The following is a 17,843-nucleotide window of genomic DNA, read 5'->3' on the forward strand; positions in this document are numbered from 1 at the left end:
TATCTCTGACTAAATCATAAATAAAAGACCAATCAATAGCTTTATCTATAATCCTAAGAAGATGATCTTGAGGAACCAAGTCATCAGTACATACAAATTCAATCTGCTTTCTTGCCTTCTCATTCTGTTCTGTAATCATTATTCTAACCCCTTGTTTTGATAGTATTATTATACCAAAAAAGTAACTAGAACGCTTGTAAAATCAAGGCTTTCTAAGGATTTGGATAATCTAAAAATGAAAGAACTGGAGTCCGCAGACTCCAGTTCCTCCTTATTAAAAAGAAAATGTCGCGGCGGAAGCCGCGACACTTTGTCTACACTCTGAGCTTCTCGACTTATACAGTCGGGAAGCTTTTTTTGTATGGATGTGGTATAGTAATTTAGGTTTTTTAAATCAAAAAAGATGAGAGTAACTAGAAATGGAAGACACAAAGAAAGATAAAAGAATATACACTCTTAGCGAAGAGGCACCAGCTAAGGCTGTTGTAAAGATGGGTGTGCCACTTATTATGGGCATGATGATAATGGTTCTCTATAACTTGGTAGATACCTATTTTATAGGCCTGATGCATGATGATTATCAGCTGGCAGCTGTTAATTTAGCCTATCCTGTAATGATGATTTCCATTGCCATATCTAATATGGTAGGAACAGGTGCAGCATCCCTTATTGCCAGGAGCTTTGGTGCAGGTAATAAGGAAAAGGCTAATCATACTCTGACGGTTGGATTTTCACTTACCGTCTTAAATAGTATTATAGTAACAATAATTGGAATAGCTCTGTTACCACAGATTGTTACAGGACTTGGAGCAAAGGAAAATACCTTTGGCTACACAAGTCAGTACACCTTTATCATTCTTTTAGGAAGCATTTTCACCATGGGAAATTATACCTTTGGACAGCTCCTTAGAGCAGAAGGTTCAGCTAAGTTTTCTATTATAGGAATGGTGCTTGGAACAGTTGTAAATATCATTTTAGATCCTATCTTTATTTTTGTTCTTGGAATGGAAATAAGAGGAGCGGCCATTGCCACAATACTTGGAAATGCCTGTGGAATGTTGGCATCTGTTTTGTTGTACGCAACTGGTAAATCATTACTAAGACCTAGTATTAGATATATTCTCCCAACTAAGGAGATACTGAAAGAGATTTTTTGGGTAGGTGTGCCTGCGACTTTAGAGACACTACTTACATCTGTAGCTTATATTGTTAATAACAACTTAGCTGTAGGCTATGGAGAGCTCACAGTAGCTGCCATGGGAGTAGCACAGAAGATTCTTTCCATGGGTAATTATATTTATCAGGGCTTTGCAGCAGGTACCCAGCCTCTTATGGGCTACAATTACGGAGCAAAGAATTATAAGAGAATGCTTAATATTCTAAAATCAGGAATCGCAGTAGTAAGCTCTGTGGAGCTTTGTGTGATGGCGATATTTGGAATATTTGCCCCACACTTGATTGGCATATTTACACAGTCGCCTGATGTAATCGCTACAGGAGCAAAGGTGCTTAGAACACTTATGTGTATCCTTCCATTTGTAGGCGCCATATCCATGAGTCGTACTTCCTTTCAGTCTATGGGTAAGCCTCAATACGCATTTACGATAACACTGGTTCGTCAGTTGTTTTTATATGTGCCATTACTATTGATTTTCAATCACGTATTTGGTTTCAATGGTATGATTTGGGCACAGCCTGTGACTGAGGTTATTATGATGATTGTATCTACAACACTGCTTTATAGAGTGATTAGCAAACATGCAAGAGGTGCTTATGAGTAAAGAAATAAAAGCTGTTCTGTTTGATTTAGATGGAACACTTACAGATACAGAAAAGATTTATCAGGAACAATGGCCAAAAGCAATGGAGCATTTTGGCTATGAGATGACACCTGAAAAGCCTCTGATACTTCGCTCACTGGGAAGTGCTTTCGCAGTCGAACAGTTCAGAGAGTGGTATGGTGACGATTTCGATTATATTAAGGTGCGCGATTATCGTAGGCAGCTTGTAGAAAATGTGGTTGCAGAGACCGGTATTCCTTTAAAGCCAGGAGCAAAAGAGATTTTGCAATGGCTCAGAGACCATGATATATTTATTGCGCTTGTAACTGCTAATGTTAAGGAAAGAGCAGAGCGATATCTTAAGAAGATTGGCCTTTTTGAGTATTTCAATGCAGTAGTCTGCGCAGATATGGTTAAGGTTGGAAAGCCTGCTCCAGATATATATGCATACGCATGTGAGAGCCTTGGAATCAGCCCATCAGAGACTTACGCTGTTGAGGATTCACCAAATGGCTGCCTTAGTGCCTATGGAGCCGGCTGTAATGTTATAATGATTCCAGATTTAACTGAACCAGATGAGGAGCTTAAGGAAAAGCTTTATGCAAGGCTGGATTCATTATTAGATATAAAATCATTGTTTGAATAGGAGAAAACTATGTCAGAAGCAATTGTTACATTGAAAAAGGGAGAGGGTCGTACCATCAAAGCAGGCGGAGCCTGGATTTTTGATAACGAGATTGATAGTGTAATGGGCTCTTTTGAAAATGGGGACATTGTTGTAGTGCATGATTTTGATGGATACATGATGGGACGTGGATTCATCAATACTAATTCAAAAATTAGAGTTCGTATGATGACTCGCAAGAAGGATCAGCTTATTGATGATGACTTCTTATATATGAGAGTAAAGAATGCCTGGGAGTATCGTAAATCCGTATTACTTCCAGTGGATTTGAATTGTTGTCGAGTAATCTTTGGAGAGGCAGATTTCTTACCAGGGCTTGTTATTGATAAGTACGATGATGTACTTGTTGTAGAATCTCTTGCCCTTGGAATCGACAAGCTAAAGCTTAAGATTGTAGATATGCTTAAGGAGCTTATGGCTGCCGATGGCTTTAAGATTCGTGGCGTTTATGAGCGAAGCGATGCAAAGGTTCGTACTAAGGAAGGTCTTGCACCTTACAAGGGTTTTATCGGTGAGGAGTTTGATACAAACGTAGAGATAGTAGAGAACGGTGTTCACTACATGGTAGATGTTGTTAATGGTCAGAAGACAGGCTTCTTCCTTGACCAGAAGTACAATCGTCTTTCTATCCAGAGACTTTGCAAGGATAAGCGAGTTCTCGATTGCTTTACTCACATGGGTACCTTTGCCCTTAATGCAGGTCTTGGTGGTGCAGCTGAGGTTACAGGACTTGATATTTCAGAATTTGCAGTGGCTCAGGCTACCGCAAATGCGAAGTTAAATGGACTTGATTCCACAGTAAAGTTCAAGCAGGCAAACGTATTAGATGAGCTTCCAAAGCTTGCCGAGGCAGGAGAGAAGTTTGATGTGGTTATTCTTGACCCACCTGCTTTTACAAAGTCTCGTGAGGCTACAAAGAATGCCATTAAAGGTTATCGTGAGATTAACATGAAGGGACTTAAGCTTGTAAAGGATGGCGGTTATCTTGCTACCTGTTCATGCTCACACTTCATGACTCAGGATTTATTCATAAAGGTAATCGGACAGGCAGCACAGGCAGCTCACAAGCGCCTTCGTCAGGTAGAGTTTAGAACACAGGCTCCAGACCACCCAATCCTTTGGGCGGCAGATGAAAGCTACTACCTTAAATTCTTGACCTTCCAGGTTTGCGACGAGAAATAAGGACTAAAATTCTAGGAGAATATGAAATGAAAAAATCTATATTAATTCTTTTATGCGCAGTCCTTGCAGTGGGAAGCTGCGGCTGCAAAAAAGATGATATTAGCAATGCAATCAGTGATGTTAAAGATACCTTGTCAGAAACAGTTTCTGATGCTGTAAGCTCTTCTGATGAGCAGTATTATCTTACCTACGACTATAATATCGGATATACGGTAGATGCTGATGGCAATGAAATCGGCAAGTACACCCTTGAAGATTACAAGGGTGTATTTAAAGAAATCGGTGTAGATTATGAGTATGGTGTATCCATTGACGGTATGTACGATGGAATAATCTATTTCCATAACACAGATTATTCTGGGGACGAATCAGTAACCAGCTATTATGCCATTGATGGTTCATCAAAAAACTGGGCAAACTTTTATAACATCTCAGGTGAGTGGTCACCTATGTCCTTTGATTACTATCAGGGCAAGGTATATGTAGATATTCGTACATACGAAGATAATATTCGCCAGGATGAACGCGTATTTACTGTAGATAAGGATTCTTTAACACTTGTAGAAGGTGCCTCTGAAGTCAGTGATATATTAAAAAATCATAATGGTAGTCTGATTCAGCCAGCAAAGGATAATGAGTGTATCCAGCGCACCTATGATGAGCTAGGATTCCTTGTGGTTGGTAAGATTACAGAAGATGGTGACGAAACAAAGTGGAGCTTTTCAAAGCTTACAGCTGATGGAGAGACAGCTATAGAAGGTCTTCAAAATACTGGCAAGTACCTTACAGGCTACAGCAAGAACTATCTCTATCTCAGAGATTTCGATGACGATGACATAATCATGGATTGCTATAATCTGGAGGATGGAAAAGCACATACTATTCGAAAAGATAATAGTTCAGATTTTTATTTAGCATACGAGGATGGCGTAGTATATTATGAGGCCATTACTGAGAAACAGTATGGTGTAGAGGACTACAGCGTTTATCGTTATGATTGCAGCAGGGATCAAGCCGCACTGCTTTATACAACTTCAAAGATTCCAGGAACTGATAATAATAGATTTGGTATCGATGGATTTAAGATTATCGATGGAAAAATTTATGCATTGCAGTTCTTTGGCAACGAAGAAAAGTGGGCACGATTTAATGAGAGCAACGGCACCTTCGAGGATTTAGATTTATCAGTAAAAGAATATTCTGTATTTAATTACGGAACTATCAATTACTATTCATATACTGAAAAATGCTCAGCCTGTGGCACGATAGTTTCTAAAAACTATGGTGAGAATTTCGTTTTAGATGCAAAATACTCTTCACATGCTGATGAGATTAATAAGCTTCTTTCATATGCTGACGCTAAGAACGGTGAGATTGTTACAGATGCTTATACAGACGACTGTGATTGGCATAAAGAAAATGAAGAGCAGGGCTGCGAAACAGATGAGACTACTGTTTCTGATGTATCAATAATTGATGACAGATTCCTTGAGGTCCAGATGGCAGATTACTGGTATGGCGGCGGAGCACATGGCATGCCTGGTCGTGGAACAAGATTGTTTGATTTGACTACTGGAGAAGAGCTTGACATTACTGCTTTCTACAAAGGAACAGAGGAAGAGTTCAAGACACTTGTTGCAGGTAAGGTAAAGGAAGATTACCAGAATGGTTCGGAAAAATATTTTGCAGCAGATGCAGAGGAAGCATATTCAAATGCTTATGAATCAACACATATTGATTCAGGAAATCTTATCTGGTATGAGGACCATGCAGTATATTATTTCTATCCATATGATTTAGGACCTTATGCATCAGGATTTATTGATATAGAGCTTCCATACGATGAATTCCTTGGAGCAAATCAGCTTACAAGAATAGCAAAATAAGAGAATAGAATTAACCACAAAGCACATTACGATTTTGTAATGTGCTTTCACTTTTTCTAAACAAATGTGGAGTATGATTCTGTCATAGGGAGAGCGGAGGTAACCTATGACTCGAATGATGAAGAGAGCTCTAATCAATTTCTTTTTTAGACTGTTCGTATTCATATTTATATTTGGATTATATCTGACTAAAAAAGAAATGCTGTTTGAATTCATGACTCATGAGTTTACCTTTGGAATTTCTGAGTATGGAATCAGCCCGCTTCATGCGCTGTGGTTTGTATTTATGGTGATGATGATTCAACATATTTTCCCAAACAAGGAGCTGTCGATGGCTTACAAAAAAGGGAAGATAGAAGAGTTTGAGGAAGTGCCTGGTTATTCCCGATTAGAGCTGTTGGAATTCGTTCAGAACATGAATGTGAAGGCTTGGATAGTAATGCTGAGCTGGCTCATCTTTAATGCAGTGTTTGCAGTGCTATACCTTTTTAAAATAATAGATGTAGCTGACATGCTGATGCTGACGGTGTTCTTTTATTTAAGTGATTACCTTTGTATTTTGTTTTTCTGTCCATTCCAGACAGCAATTATGCACAACAGATGTTGTATAAATTGTCGCATCTACGATTGGGGGCATTTTATGATGTTCACACCAATGCTGTTTATAAAGAACTTTTTCTCCTGGAGCCTGTTTTTTACATCGCTGATAGTGCTCATTAGATGGGAAGTAAATTACGCCAAGCATCCAGAGCGTTTCTGGTATGGAAGTAATCAGCGGCTACAGTGCAGCCAGTGTAAAGAAAAACTTTGTGTGATTAAGAATAAATTGAAAAAAGAATAAAAAACAGGTCGCATCTCGCAACCTGTTTTCGTATATGCGGTATTTAGCTTAACTTCATATCACCACTCTTTACCCAGCCAATTTTCTTGAGCCAATTGTTGATGGCAGGGCAGATTACAGCTGGAAGCACGAAACAGATAAGGATAAGTCCTACCCAGTCCATGGTTGTGATGGCTGACTTTGTGCCAGCGGCCACATCATTTACCCAGCCAGTGTAGACACCAATCTGACCAACAAGTCCGCAGGTACCCATTCCAGAAGAAACAGCGGCTCCGTTCATCTCCATTTTGAAAATGCAGGTAGCAATAGGGCCTGTGATAGCAGAGCAGAGGATTGGTGCAATCCAGATGCGAGGGTTTTTGATGATATTTGGCATCTGAAGCATTGAAGTACCGATACCCTGTGAAACAAGTCCACCCCATTTATTTTCCTTAAAGCTCATTACAGCAAAGCCTACCATCTGTGCACAGCAGCCTGCTACGGCAGCACCACCAGCAAGACCAGTGAGTGAAAGGGCAGCACATATTGCTGCAGAGGAAATAGGAAGTGTAAGAGCAATTCCTACGATTACGGAAACAAGGATACCCATTAAGAATGGCTGCTTTGTAGTTGCCCACATGATAAGTGTACCAACTGAGCTTGCAGCACGTCCTAATGCAGGAGCCCACCATGCTGAAAGGGCAACACCAACTCCGATAGTAACAAGTGGAGTCACAAGAATATCAATCTTTGTCTCCTTTGAAACAGCCTTACCAATCTCAGCAGAGATAATTGCTACAAATAATACTGCAAGAGGGCCGCCGGCACCGCCGAGAGCATTAGCAGCAAAACCTACTGATATAAGTGAGAACAGTACAAGTGGAGGAGCCTGAAGAGCGTATCCAATTGCAACAGCCATGGCAGGACCGCTCATTGCAACTGCAAGACCACCTACGGTGTATTCAATTCCACCTACTGTAGCCACTGGAGTAGTTAAATAACTAATTCCAAACTGAGCTCCAATAGTATTGATGATGGTACCAATTAAAAGGGAGCAGAATAATCCCTGCGCCATGGCACCTAAAGCATCAATAAGATATCTCTTAACTGATATCTCGATATTTTTTCTTTTTAAGAATTTTCTCATATTAATCTTCTCCTTAATGAAAATTACCTTAACATTTTATATGAAAAGCTGGTTATTCACAATCCATAGATTACTGTTCCCTAGTTAAAAAATATATTATCTGAAATGTCTTAAAAACCCCGTAAAATCTAGCTCGGTGCTTAATCAACAAATGGAAACGATTTTGAAAATTTTAGTTTATAAAAGAAAAGTTATATGATATAATGCTACTCGGTTGTATTTTATTCAGGGAGGATAAAAACGAATGAAAAATCATTACAAAGCGGCTTCTTTAGCGCTTGCGGGAGTGCTCGCTGTGCAGACTTTTGTTCCTATGTCTGCCATGGCTGAGGAAGAAGAAAACCAGGTATTAGTGGAGAATGAGGCAGCAGAGGCTGTTGCCGAGCAATCAAACACAGCTACAGACGAGACATCTAATGAGACAACAGAAGTAACTGTTATTCTTTCTGACGACACTAATAAGGAAGGAACAGACGAAATAAAAGGTGAGGTTGTTGTAGATGGAGCACCAGCTACAGACGAGACTTCATCAGAGGAGTCTTCTGAAGAGGAGACTGAGGAAGAAGAGAAGACAGAGGAAGAGCTTTTAGCAGATGAAGAGCTCGAGCTTCTCGAAGCAAAGGAAGATGAGGACTTCAATGGCGATGGCATCAGTGATTTACACACAAAGATGCTTTGCGAAGGCGAGATTCTTACAGAGACTGGCAAGAAGGTTTTTGGAGATTACTCTTATCTTCAGGTTCAGCAGTCTAACGACTTAGATGCTGACGGATTATCAAACGGCGAGGAAGTCGTTATTGAGACTAGAGAGGATGGTTCGCTCTATGCAGTTCTTGTATCAGACCCATGTAAGGCTGACACTGATGAGGATGGTATCAAGGACTATGATGACACAGACAAGTGGCATCGCGGATTATACGGTGGCGTTTTAGGTAGCGTAAGACTTGTTGCACGCCACGATGATTCAAAGAACTTCAGAGATGGTCACGTATATCTTGTTTACACAAGCTACGTTGATAATCTCGAGATTTCTCTTGATAAGCTTTATGGATATTACATCGCAAATCCTGAGTATGCAGATCGTCTTAGAGAAGCATGCGATAACGATGACAGTGTAGTATCTTGGAGAAGCACTCTTGAGGAAATTAATGAGGCAGCGCAGACTGATACTAACGAAGCTATCAGAATAGCTAAGGCTAATGATATGTACGTTGATCAGGAGATTGAGCATTTCACTAAGGGCACAGTTATTTTAAACCGTGGTGAGTATGTTACAATCGGAAACTACAGCATGTCTACTCCAGAGGAAGAGCTTGAGAAAGATTACATTCCATACCTAATGAACGAGGGAATGACTAAGGAAGATATTGCTAAGCTTACAGAGTTTGCAAACAAAGCTCTTAACGAGCAGTTAACAGAGGAATATGTTGCTGCAAACTACTTAACTATCCTTAAGCTTTTAGATGAGCATGGTCAGTCTTTTGGACAGCATGTTGCAGAGACTACTACTGAGGGTGGTGTTTGGATTAACCGTGAGCTTTACAACCAGAAGTATGCTTACGATCAGGGACCAAACGAGGTTGTTGAGCAGGAGTTCACAGAGCGTGAGCTCAATGTAATGCTTGATGCTTTCGATGCACACAGCTACGTTAACGCTTTCAATCACAACTGTACAACAGTTGGCGCTCTTGTATGGAACGAAGCTTATGGCACTAAAAAGGACGAGAACGGTAACACAGTTAAGACTGATTACTACGTAAATTCAGGTGTTCAGGTTAAGCAGGACATTCAGAATCCTATTTCTGGAAATGTGTTCCACATCGACACAAAGGTTGATTATCCAGGCGCTGTTAAGGAGTCTATTAAGGCTATGGTAAATCTTCCAGGTTACATTGGTCAGATGACATATGTAACAGGTAAGAAGGTTGTAGATACAGTTATTAATACTGTAAAGAAGTTCAACATTTCAAAGCTCTTTACAAAGAAGACAAAGAGCGAGGAGACAACACCAGTTGTTACTCCAGTACAGCCATCTAACGGTGGTTCAAATTCTTCAAACAGCACAACAGTTTCAAACAACACAGCAGCTTCTAATAGCACATCATCTAGAAGCACAGCATCTTCAGGCAGAACATCTTCAGCTTCTGCATCTACAACAAAGAATGCTGGCACAGTTGATACACTTACAAGTGTAACAGCTGAGGATTTAGCTGATGAGGAAATCGTTGTTGCAGCAAATGTTGCACCAACAGTAAAGAAGAGCGCTTCTAAGAAGGTTGCTTCTACAGAAGAGGCTACTTTTGAGGAAGAAGAGACAGAAGAGGCTGAGGAAGAAGTTGTTGAAGAGGAAGAAGAGGAAATCGTTCAGGAGTCTCCAGTAGAAGAGACAAAGATCGATGACGAGGAAGTTCCTACAGTTGCTAAGGAGACAAAGTCTTTAACATGGATTTGGGTTTCATTAGTAGCAGTTATTGCAGCAACTGGTATTGGTACAGCTTTTGTCTTCAGCAAAAAGAAGAAATAAGCTTCAGAATAAATGCTGAAAACAATTAACAAAATATTCAATTATTGATAATATAATTGATGAAGGCTTTAGGATACTAAGTCCTAAAGCCTTTTTTAAAACAAATAAATATGAGAAAAAACTGTTGACAAAAACAATTTAATTGCATACAATCTAATTACAAAGAATAGTTGTATGCAATTTAATCGAGATGTCAATGGAGGTAATATCAATGGAAAGGTACGATGTAGCAATAATAGGTACTGGACCAGCAGGTCTTGAAGCAGCTATTACAGCAAAGGTTAGAAATAAAACAGTTCTTCTTCTTGGAGGAAAGGGCTCATCAGATAAGGTGTCAAAAGCACACACCATACAGAATTATCTTGGCTTGCCAGATGTGTCTGGAGAAGACATGGCAAAAGCATTTTTAGATCATGCCACAAAGATGGGTGTGGAGATTACAGAGGATAAGGTAAATGCCATTTACTCAATGGGACAGTATTTCGCAATACAGTGCCACAACGGTGATTATGAAGCAAGCACTGTGATTGTAGCAGCTGGTATGACAGCTATGAAGCCATTCACAGGAGAGATGGAGAATCTCGGACGTGGAGTTAGCTATTGTGCAACTTGTGATGCGGCTTTATATAAAGGAAAGACAGCTATCATAGTTGCTTACAGTGCAGAGGATGAGCCAGAGGCAGAGTTCCTTGCAGAGCGAGCAGAGAAGGTTTATTACCTTCCACAGTATGAGTATGCAGGATCTTTAGGCGGAAATATCGAGGTTACTTTAGAGGTAAAGCCTGAGTCCATTGAAATGAAAGATGGTATGGCAGTTCTAAATACCAGGGATTCTTCCTTTACAGCAAATGGTATATTTATTTTGAGAGAGCAGATTGCTCCATCACAGCTTGTTCCAGGCCTTGAAATGGATGGAAATCACATTAAGGTAGACCGTTCAATGGCCACAAATATCAAAGGCTTGTTTGCTGCTGGAGATATTACTGGAGCACCTTACCAGTATATTAAGGCAGCTGGTGAAGGAAATGTGGCAGCACTTTCAGCTGTTTCATATATGAATAGTAACAAATAATTCATACAATATAATTGATTAAAATTGAAAGGAGTTTTATTATTATGGTAAAGAAAATTAGTACAGATGAGTTTAATTCAATGGATAAGGCAGGAGTTACAGTATTAGATTTTAATGCTGTTTGGTGTGGACCATGTAAGATGCTCGGCCCAGTATTGGAAGAGGTCTCTGAGGAAATGGCTGACGATGCAAAGTTCTACAGCATCGATACTGATGAGAATCCAGATTTAGCAAAAGAATTCGGAATTATGAATATTCCTGCAGTTGTTATTTTAAAGGATGGACAGAAGGTTGACATGAACGTTGGATTTGTTCCAAAGGATGTCCTTAAGGATTTCGTTTCTAAGAACCTTTAAAATAAATCTATTATTAAGCTCAGAAAGATTTTATTAAAACGATGAGGTGATAAATAATGGGTGACAAGTACGATTGCTTAAAAATTTCTAATCAATTATGTTTTCCTCTTTATGCCTGCTCAAAGGAGATTGTTAAGAGATATAAGCCATATCTCGATCCTTTGGATCTTACCTACACTCAGTATATTGCCATGATGGTAATATGGGAGGAAAAGGAGATTACAGTTAAGGCACTTGGGAACAAGCTGTTCCTGGATTCAGGTACACTTACTCCTGTTTTAAAGAAGCTGGAGCAGAAGGGCTATGTTAAGCGTAGTCGTTCAAAGGATGATGAGAGAAATCTTATTATCACTTTGACAAAGGATGGCGAGGAATTAAAAAAGCAGGCATCAACGATACCTGCTAAAATGGGTAAGTGTGTATGTCTTTCTCCAGAGGAGTCAGAACAGCTATACAAACTGCTCTACAAGATTCTTGGTTCCTTTGAAGAGGAAGAATAATCACTAGTCAAATAAGTTTAATATATCTACATTTTCACGAGCTTGAGAGATGACATCGTCTATGAATGAGGCGGTGTCATTTTTTATTTTATCCCAATCAATGATAGTAACACCTGATAAGTCAACGCCAGCATTTTCAAAGACATCACCCATGTTTTCTTTAGTAGCGACCTTGCCCTTGATATAACCCTGAGCGAGAACGTTGCTATCCTGAGTGACGCTGATGTCATTAGCCTCGAATTTGATGCCTTCATCAACGAAGTTCATAAGTACATTGCAATCTAGCATGTAGTTGCCACCTGAATTTGTGATGTAGGTGATGTTGTTAGTGAAGGAATTAGTGTAGTTGTTCTGGCCGTTACGAGTGATAGTAGCCACAACTCTTTCATTATCTGGAAGAGGAGCAAAGATTTCTATCTTGTTGCAATTCTTTCCAAGGATTGAAATGTAAGCGCCCTTTGTCTTATACGAAAGATCGAAGGTAAGCTTTCTTGTGTGATTGAATTTATCCAAGAAGATAGAGCACTTGATATCGTGATCTGGCGCCTTCATGCCAAGGAGCTCCCAGATAAAATCACCCTCGCCCTGAGGAATGGTAATCTGAAATTCTTCGCTTTCAGTTCCGTCCTCATCAACGTAGATTACATCTGTCTTCTGAATATCGATTTTACGAACAAAGTCGAAGATGTTGCGCTTGTTGTTATGGAACCACTCATGGTTGATATCGTTGTTAAGATTAGGTGCTGTTGGGAATAAATCCGAATCAGTGTTAAAGCCATAGGAGATATCACCAAGAAGAGGGGCAAAAAGATATACGGTCTTATCCTGAGCGTAAAAATCCATTTCGCCAACATTCAAAACAAGCACATCCAAATTTGATTTGCAGGAGAACTTCTTTTGAGAAGCAGAACGCTGACCCTCGATACTGCCGCTGATTGAGTATGGAAATCCTTGTAATTTTTTGATGTAGGCATTACCAGAGTAATCAATGTCTGCGTTTGTGTAATTGATAAATAAATCCTTCAAATCAATGTTGTAAGCCAGGTAGTCAGGACTTTTTAAGGTAGTCTCTGAAAAGTGTACTACTGACGCAAGTATTCGCATGGAAGGATTCAACATAAGCTCTGCTTTTATAACTATGGTGAGAGCTAAAACCACAAAAATTATTATCCCTATTTTCTTATTTTTCATAATAAGAACATTATAGTAATTCTAATGGAGTGTCTGCAATAGACAAAGCAATTGATGTGTCCATCTCCAATAAATGTTCTGCAGCCTGAGCCTTTTCATAAGCTAAATTATCTTCCGCATAACGAACGCAAGCCTGATGGTATTTTTCTTCATCACCGCTCTTTTTATATATAGCCATATACAGCTTTGAAGTTTCCAGCTTCATATGATAATCCGAAGAAATAGTGGCGGTAGAATCAAGATTCTTTGCTACGGCCTCAGCTTTTTCAAATTCCTTCATACTACAGAAAGTTTCGATTAAAAGCTTTAAATCCTCCAGATAATCATTGATAGTGATAGAAGGATCCTTCATTAGTACTGCCAAATCTTCTAGGTGATCATAAACGTATTTATCATCTCCAAGCTGATGATGCAAATTAGAGTTCAAAATCGCCAGACTGAAATCGTGATGATGCATATCATTTTTGGCAGCTATACTGTTAGCTCTTCGTAAATACGTTTCAGCTTCATTAAATCGATGAGTCTGCAAATAGCAGTAAGCCAAATTTAAACATGCAACAAGAAAAGAGTGAGGCTTGTTGCTAAAGGAGTCTCCATAATCCTCCAAATCCTGCATAGCCATCTTTCCATAATTTATTGCACTGTCGTAATCTCCAAGAATCATATAGCGATTGCAAATTGTGGCATAGAAATAATGCTTGGCACCGCGGATGCTGTGCTTATCTAAATAATCAAAGGCGTTAAGGCATTTATAGAGCATCTTTGAATCATATCCCATGATTCCATAGGCTATAGCGAGACCACGAAGAGATTTGACGTATTGTGTGCTATCCTCCAATTCCTCGTAGATACTTATAGCCATATTTAGATTATCTATTCCAAGTTCTATATTGTTAGCTCGAATCAAATTCATGCCTTTTTGATAATATTCATTTGCAATCTGTTCTGAACTTGCCATAATGACCTCCTGAAAATGCCTACAATTCAATACGTTATAAGTATAAGAAAACTTTGTGACAATTTTCGTAAATTGTTGTTTATTTACTGGCAAAAATTTATAATTATTGTGATATTATGTGTGATTTTAGGGGACTTGAGTATGAAAAAAACTAGTACATTCTTATATGGATTAATTCTCATTGTTGGATTATTGATTTTTACCTTTGTAGTAACCCTGCTTTTTGTGGGAGAGTTTACTCTTCCCGATGAGAGGACTTTTACAGACTTAACAGTTGAAAACTACAGCGATGGCTGGGAACGAATTCATTGGGACGGTAGTGCGGAAGCAATAACTCTTCCTGGAACCTATGAGCCAGAAGACTCTCATGAGTTTATTTTAAGAAAGAAACTAAATGTTTGGGAGGACAGAGATAGTTATCTAAGCTTTAACTCAAATAAGCAGGATGTGGATGTTTATTTAGGGGATGAGTTGAGATATTCTTTCAGTACAAAAGATACACGAATCTTTGGAAGCAATACACCTGGAACAATGGTGTTCATTCCATTACATCCAAGCGATAACGGAAAGACGATAAAGATTGTTCTTACAGGAGACAATAATTATTCAGGTATTCTGGATGAGTTTATTTTGGGAACCCAGCAGGGTATTGTAATGCATGTCTACAGCCGTGAGCGATACACTTTGTTATTTACATTATTCCTTTTAGTTCTTGGCGTAATAGCATTTATCATCGGTGTAAGTGTAAAGATTGCCTATCAAAAAACACTGTCACTTTTCTTTATTGGATGGGCGATGATTTGTGCAGGGATGTGGGCACTTGCCGAGACGGACTGCAGGCAGTTTTTCGTGCCAAACTTTTCACTGCTTTCCTATATGACGTACCTTAGCTTGATTATGCTACCATATACCGTAGCCTTGTATTTTGATTGTCTTCAGGAAGGAAGATATCGTGCACTTTACATGGGACTTGCAGTACTGGAGGAATTTAGTGCGGTAGTCGCCATATTATTACAGTTCTTCAATAACACAGATTTGATTGGAATTTTACCAATCGCCTTTGTGTCTATTGGTCTTACAATGTTGACCTACGTAATTACGGTAATTCCAGATATTATCCAGGGAAGAGTGAAAGCCTACTGGCTGGAATTTGTAGGTATTTGTGGTGCCATAATCATGGGTATTATGCAGATGTTTGATTATGCAATCTTACATCCTACAAATATCAATTCCTTGTATTTAATCATCGGTCTTTTATTCTTAATCGTCATGGCATACTTCCGTGCCCTTAAGGATATTAGAAATACAGAGCGTGAAATGTTTGCAGCGGTACAGGCACAGGATGCAAGTACAGCCTTTATGACAAGAATGTCTCATGAGATGCGTACACCAATCAATGCCATCCTTGGTATGAATAAAATGATTTTACGTGAGAGCAAGGATGAAAATGTTTTGGAGTATGCCAGAGATGTAAACAGCGCAGGCAATTATTTGCTTGGTGTTGTTAACGAGGTTTTGGACCTTGCAAAGGTTAGCGCAGGAAAGATTGAAATCGTTCCAGAAGACTACGATTTGATGGATATGATTCGAGAATGCTATTCATTGGCAAGACCTAGAGCAAAGGCCAGCAGACTATCCTTTGAAGTGGATATGAGCGATGTGCTTCCATCAAGACTTCGCGGTGACAAGGAAAGAATTATCCAGATTATTACAAATCTTTTGACCAATGCGGTGAAATATACACCTGAGGGACGTATAACACTTTCTGTTCAGGGAAAGATATCAGAAGGAAAGCTTTTACTCATCGTAACAGTTACTGATACCGGTATTGGTGTGGCAGAAGAGAATATACCTTATCTTTTCGATACCTTTACAAGAGTTGGCGAGTTTAATAAGAGAAGAATCGAAGGCACCGGTCTTGGCTTGACTATCACTAAGCAGCTGGTTGATTTGATGGATGGTACGATTTCAGTAGAATCTGAGCTTGGCAAGGGTTCATCCTTTACAGTAATGATTCCTCAGGAGATTCGCTCAGTAGAGCCTTGCGGGATGTTCTCTATGGGACCAAACGGAGACCGTCGTGTGGCTGACAGACATGAGGTATTCGATGTACTTGGAAGAATCCTTGTTGTTGATGATGTGGCCATTAACCTTAGAGTATTTTCAGTGCTTCTTAGCAACACTGATATTATAGTAGACACTGCCATAAGTGGACCTGAGGCCTTGGAGAAGATTAAGAGAAATAAGTATGATATCATATTTATAGATCATCTGATGCCAGGTATGGATGGAATCGAGCTTAAGAGATTAATTGATGAAATGGAAGACAATCCAAATAATGGCACACCACTTGTTATGCAAACCGCAAATGCGGTAGTAGGTGCCAAGGAGGAGTACGAGCGCTTAGGCTTCACCGACTACATCGCCAAGCCAATTAAGGAAGAGGAGTTGCGAAAGCTGATACGTAAATATATAATCTAGGTAGATTATAAATGAGCTGGTAGGTAACAAGCTCTAATGTTTCTTAAGTGAGGCTTTCTTCAGCCGAACGTAGAAACAATTTGGCTTGTGACCGTAACCGGCGGATTAAGGAGTAAATTATATCATGGCATTTAATCCAGCTGATTTATTTAAAGTAAAATCTGCAGCGGAGACTTTCAACAGAAATCATCCAAAGCTTGTCCCATTTTTCCATGCAATCCAGGGAAAGGCTATGACACCAGGCACAGTTATAGAGATGGCTGTTGTTGATCCAAGCGGAGAGCGTGTTGAAACAAATCTTCGCGTACAGGAATCAGATATTGAGCTGATTCGTTTATTAATGGAAATCGGAGCTAAAGGGTAATTAAGAAATCAGAAAAGCCAATCTGTGGGCACATGAACGGTGCCACAGACTGGCTTTTATTTTTTGATATTTATTTAAATTCAAAGAATTTTGTATCCAGTTCTGGATATGCTCTTTTCATGGAAATAGGAATGCCTGCCTTATTTACGAAACAATGTACAGTTCTTGCAACAGCTCTGTCTTCTCCGGTAGCTTTATCGTAAATGCGATATGCGATTTCCATTTCATGACCATCATAGGAAATGAGTTTTGTATCTATAATGACTGTCTCGTCAAACTTAATGGAGCTTCTGTGCTCTATAGAAGAGGACACGATAGGAGAACTGACCTCCATATCTAACATCTGCTTGAAGCCCAGTCCCATCTGTTCCATTAAATCCATACGGGCATCCTCCAGCCAGTTGGCATAATTAGAAGTGTGGATAATACCCTGCTGATCTGTCTCGTGATATTTGGTGTGATGCTCAAAAGGGGTAATCTTAATCTGCCTTTTCGCACCAGCAACTTCAATTTCTTGTTTTGCCATAGTCTTACCTCCTGATGAAATACGTAGGTGCCAAACAGGCATCAACCCCATTTAACATCTATCCATATTATAGCACTAATGAAAAGATGTGGAGTATTAAATACCTGAGTTTTTTGTGATGTGTTTATGGTTTTTATTTATGGTGTGATATAGCGTTTGGTTTTTGGGTGATACTCATTGTGAATGGATTGGTTATTTCATTTTTAAATAAATCATGTTATTATCTTCAAATATTGGGTTTATTATTGGAAATTGAAATATCATATGCGGTGCAAGCATTCTTTTTAGAAAATCTATTTCTTTAGAATTTCCATTTATGGTTGGCTGACAAATAAATAAGGTCTCTTGCTAGTGAAGGTGCCCATCGTTT

The 17,843-nt window shown here is 39.3% G+C and carries 15 protein-coding genes and 1 pseudogene; 11 read left to right on the plus strand and 5 right to left on the minus strand.

From position 1 onward, the window contains the following. Window positions 1–139 (minus strand): annotated as a pseudogene (locus BLP54_RS16015) (IS5/IS1182 family transposase); the annotation flags it as partial. Between the two features lie 280 nt (window positions 140–419). Between BLP54_RS16015 and BLP54_RS00005 the strand changes: the two are divergent. The 5 genes from BLP54_RS00005 to BLP54_RS00025 all read left to right on the plus strand — a co-directional run bounded on the left by BLP54_RS00005 (window position 420) and on the right by BLP54_RS00025 (window position 6,375). After that, the gene (locus BLP54_RS00005) at window positions 420–1,781 is read left to right on the plus strand and encodes an MATE family efflux transporter (RefSeq protein ID WP_090165528.1); all 1,362 of its coding nucleotides are present in this window, start codon (window positions 420–422) and stop codon (window positions 1,779–1,781) included. Then, a complete protein-coding gene (locus BLP54_RS00010; RefSeq protein ID WP_090165530.1) occupies window positions 1,774–2,427 on the plus strand; it encodes an HAD family hydrolase in 654 nt (217 codons plus the stop codon). Before BLP54_RS00005 ends, BLP54_RS00010 begins: the two co-directional genes overlap by 8 nt. 9 nt (window positions 2,428–2,436) lie before the next feature. Then, a complete protein-coding gene (locus tag BLP54_RS00015) occupies window positions 2,437–3,648 on the plus strand; it encodes a class I SAM-dependent rRNA methyltransferase (protein ID WP_090165532.1) in 1,212 nt (403 codons plus the stop codon). A 26-nt stretch (window positions 3,649–3,674) separates the two neighbouring features. Further along, a complete protein-coding gene (locus BLP54_RS00020) occupies window positions 3,675–5,534 on the plus strand; it encodes an RsiV family protein (RefSeq protein WP_090165534.1) in 1,860 nt (619 codons plus the stop codon). Between the two features lie 106 nt (window positions 5,535–5,640). After that, window positions 5,641–6,375, plus strand: a complete 735-nt coding sequence (locus BLP54_RS00025; protein ID WP_090165536.1) for a hypothetical protein — start codon at window positions 5,641–5,643, stop codon at window positions 6,373–6,375. Between the two features lie 43 nt (window positions 6,376–6,418). Here BLP54_RS00025 and BLP54_RS00030 read toward each other — a convergent pair whose 3' ends face one another. Beyond that, a complete protein-coding gene (locus tag BLP54_RS00030) occupies window positions 6,419–7,501 on the minus strand; it encodes a PTS sugar transporter subunit IIC (protein WP_090165538.1) in 1,083 nt (360 codons plus the stop codon). Window positions 7,502–7,745: 244 nt separating this feature from the next. On the opposite strand from BLP54_RS00030, the gene BLP54_RS00035 reads away from it, so the two are divergent. The 4 genes from BLP54_RS00035 (at window position 7,746) to BLP54_RS00050 (ending at window position 11,953) form a co-directional block, all read left to right on the plus strand. Then, the gene (locus BLP54_RS00035; RefSeq protein WP_090165540.1) at window positions 7,746–10,025 is read left to right on the plus strand and encodes a hypothetical protein; all 2,280 of its coding nucleotides are present in this window, start codon (window positions 7,746–7,748) and stop codon (window positions 10,023–10,025) included. A 211-nt stretch (window positions 10,026–10,236) separates the two neighbouring features. Continuing rightward, window positions 10,237–11,097, plus strand: coding sequence for an NAD(P)/FAD-dependent oxidoreductase (locus BLP54_RS00040; protein ID WP_090165542.1), 861 nt, complete (start codon window positions 10,237–10,239; stop codon window positions 11,095–11,097). A 44-nt stretch (window positions 11,098–11,141) separates the two neighbouring features. After that, a complete protein-coding gene (trxA, locus tag BLP54_RS00045; RefSeq protein ID WP_090165544.1) occupies window positions 11,142–11,453 on the plus strand; it encodes a thioredoxin in 312 nt (103 codons plus the stop codon). 56 nt (window positions 11,454–11,509) lie between these two features. Then, a complete protein-coding gene (locus BLP54_RS00050) occupies window positions 11,510–11,953 on the plus strand; it encodes a MarR family winged helix-turn-helix transcriptional regulator (RefSeq protein WP_090165546.1) in 444 nt (147 codons plus the stop codon). A gap of 3 nt (window positions 11,954–11,956) precedes the next feature. On the opposite strand, the gene BLP54_RS00055 is transcribed toward BLP54_RS00050, so the two are convergent. Continuing rightward, window positions 11,957–13,144 (minus strand): hypothetical protein, encoded by a 1,188-nt coding sequence (locus BLP54_RS00055; protein WP_143001972.1) that lies wholly within the window; start codon window positions 13,142–13,144, stop codon window positions 11,957–11,959. A 10-nt stretch (window positions 13,145–13,154) separates the two neighbouring features. Continuing rightward, complete coding sequence (locus BLP54_RS00060) at window positions 13,155–14,102, minus strand: tetratricopeptide repeat protein (RefSeq protein WP_090165550.1); 948 nt, start codon at window positions 14,100–14,102, stop codon at window positions 13,155–13,157. Window positions 14,103–14,243: 141 nt separating this feature from the next. Between BLP54_RS00060 and BLP54_RS00065 the strand changes: the two genes are divergently transcribed. Both BLP54_RS00065 and BLP54_RS00070 read left to right on the plus strand, forming a co-directional pair. After that, on the plus strand, window positions 14,244–16,583 hold the full coding sequence (locus tag BLP54_RS00065; RefSeq protein ID WP_143001973.1) for an ATP-binding protein: 2,340 nt from the start codon (window positions 14,244–14,246) through the stop codon (window positions 16,581–16,583). A 124-nt stretch (window positions 16,584–16,707) separates the two neighbouring features. Further along, window positions 16,708–16,947, plus strand: a complete 240-nt coding sequence (locus tag BLP54_RS00070; RefSeq protein ID WP_090165554.1) for a hypothetical protein — start codon at window positions 16,708–16,710, stop codon at window positions 16,945–16,947. Window positions 16,948–17,017: 70 nt separating this feature from the next. On the opposite strand, the gene BLP54_RS00075 is transcribed toward BLP54_RS00070, so the two are convergent. Further along, window positions 17,018–17,473 (minus strand): acyl-CoA thioesterase, encoded by a 456-nt coding sequence (locus BLP54_RS00075; protein ID WP_090165556.1) that lies wholly within the window; start codon window positions 17,471–17,473, stop codon window positions 17,018–17,020. Between the last annotated feature and the right edge of the window lie 370 nt (window positions 17,474–17,843).

It is taken from the genome of Pseudobutyrivibrio sp. 49 (genome assembly GCF_900100545.1).
Taxonomy (GTDB): Bacteria; Bacillota; Clostridia; order Lachnospirales; family Lachnospiraceae; genus Pseudobutyrivibrio.

Excerpts from the sequence above, each read along its gene's own strand:
- BLP54_RS00020 (WP_090165534.1), top strand. The coding sequence starts at position 3,675 with ATGAAAAAATCTATATTAATTCTTTTATGCGCAGTCCTTGCAGTGGGA.
- BLP54_RS00025 (WP_090165536.1), top strand. The coding sequence starts at position 5,641 with ATGACTCGAATGATGAAGAGAGCTCTAATCAATTTCTTTTTTAGACTG.
- BLP54_RS00055 (WP_143001972.1), bottom strand. The coding sequence starts at position 13,144 with ATGAAAAATAAGAAAATAGGGATAATAATTTTTGTGGTTTTAGCTCTC.
- BLP54_RS00005 (WP_090165528.1), top strand. The coding sequence starts at position 420 with ATGGAAGACACAAAGAAAGATAAAAGAATATACACTCTTAGCGAAGAG.
- BLP54_RS00060 (WP_090165550.1), bottom strand. The coding sequence starts at position 14,102 with ATGGCAAGTTCAGAACAGATTGCAAATGAATATTATCAAAAAGGCATG.
- BLP54_RS00065 (WP_143001973.1), top strand. The coding sequence starts at position 14,244 with ATGAAAAAAACTAGTACATTCTTATATGGATTAATTCTCATTGTTGGA.
- BLP54_RS00015 (WP_090165532.1), top strand. The coding sequence starts at position 2,437 with ATGTCAGAAGCAATTGTTACATTGAAAAAGGGAGAGGGTCGTACCATC.
- BLP54_RS00010 (WP_090165530.1), top strand. The coding sequence starts at position 1,774 with ATGAGTAAAGAAATAAAAGCTGTTCTGTTTGATTTAGATGGAACACTT.
- BLP54_RS00070 (WP_090165554.1), top strand. The coding sequence starts at position 16,708 with ATGGCATTTAATCCAGCTGATTTATTTAAAGTAAAATCTGCAGCGGAG.
- trxA (WP_090165544.1), top strand. The coding sequence starts at position 11,142 with ATGGTAAAGAAAATTAGTACAGATGAGTTTAATTCAATGGATAAGGCA.
- BLP54_RS00030 (WP_090165538.1), bottom strand. The coding sequence starts at position 7,501 with ATGAGAAAATTCTTAAAAAGAAAAAATATCGAGATATCAGTTAAGAGA.
- BLP54_RS00075 (WP_090165556.1), bottom strand. The coding sequence starts at position 17,473 with ATGGCAAAACAAGAAATTGAAGTTGCTGGTGCGAAAAGGCAGATTAAG.
- BLP54_RS00035 (WP_090165540.1), top strand. The coding sequence starts at position 7,746 with ATGAAAAATCATTACAAAGCGGCTTCTTTAGCGCTTGCGGGAGTGCTC.
- BLP54_RS00040 (WP_090165542.1), top strand. The coding sequence starts at position 10,237 with ATGGAAAGGTACGATGTAGCAATAATAGGTACTGGACCAGCAGGTCTT.
- BLP54_RS00050 (WP_090165546.1), top strand. The coding sequence starts at position 11,510 with ATGGGTGACAAGTACGATTGCTTAAAAATTTCTAATCAATTATGTTTT.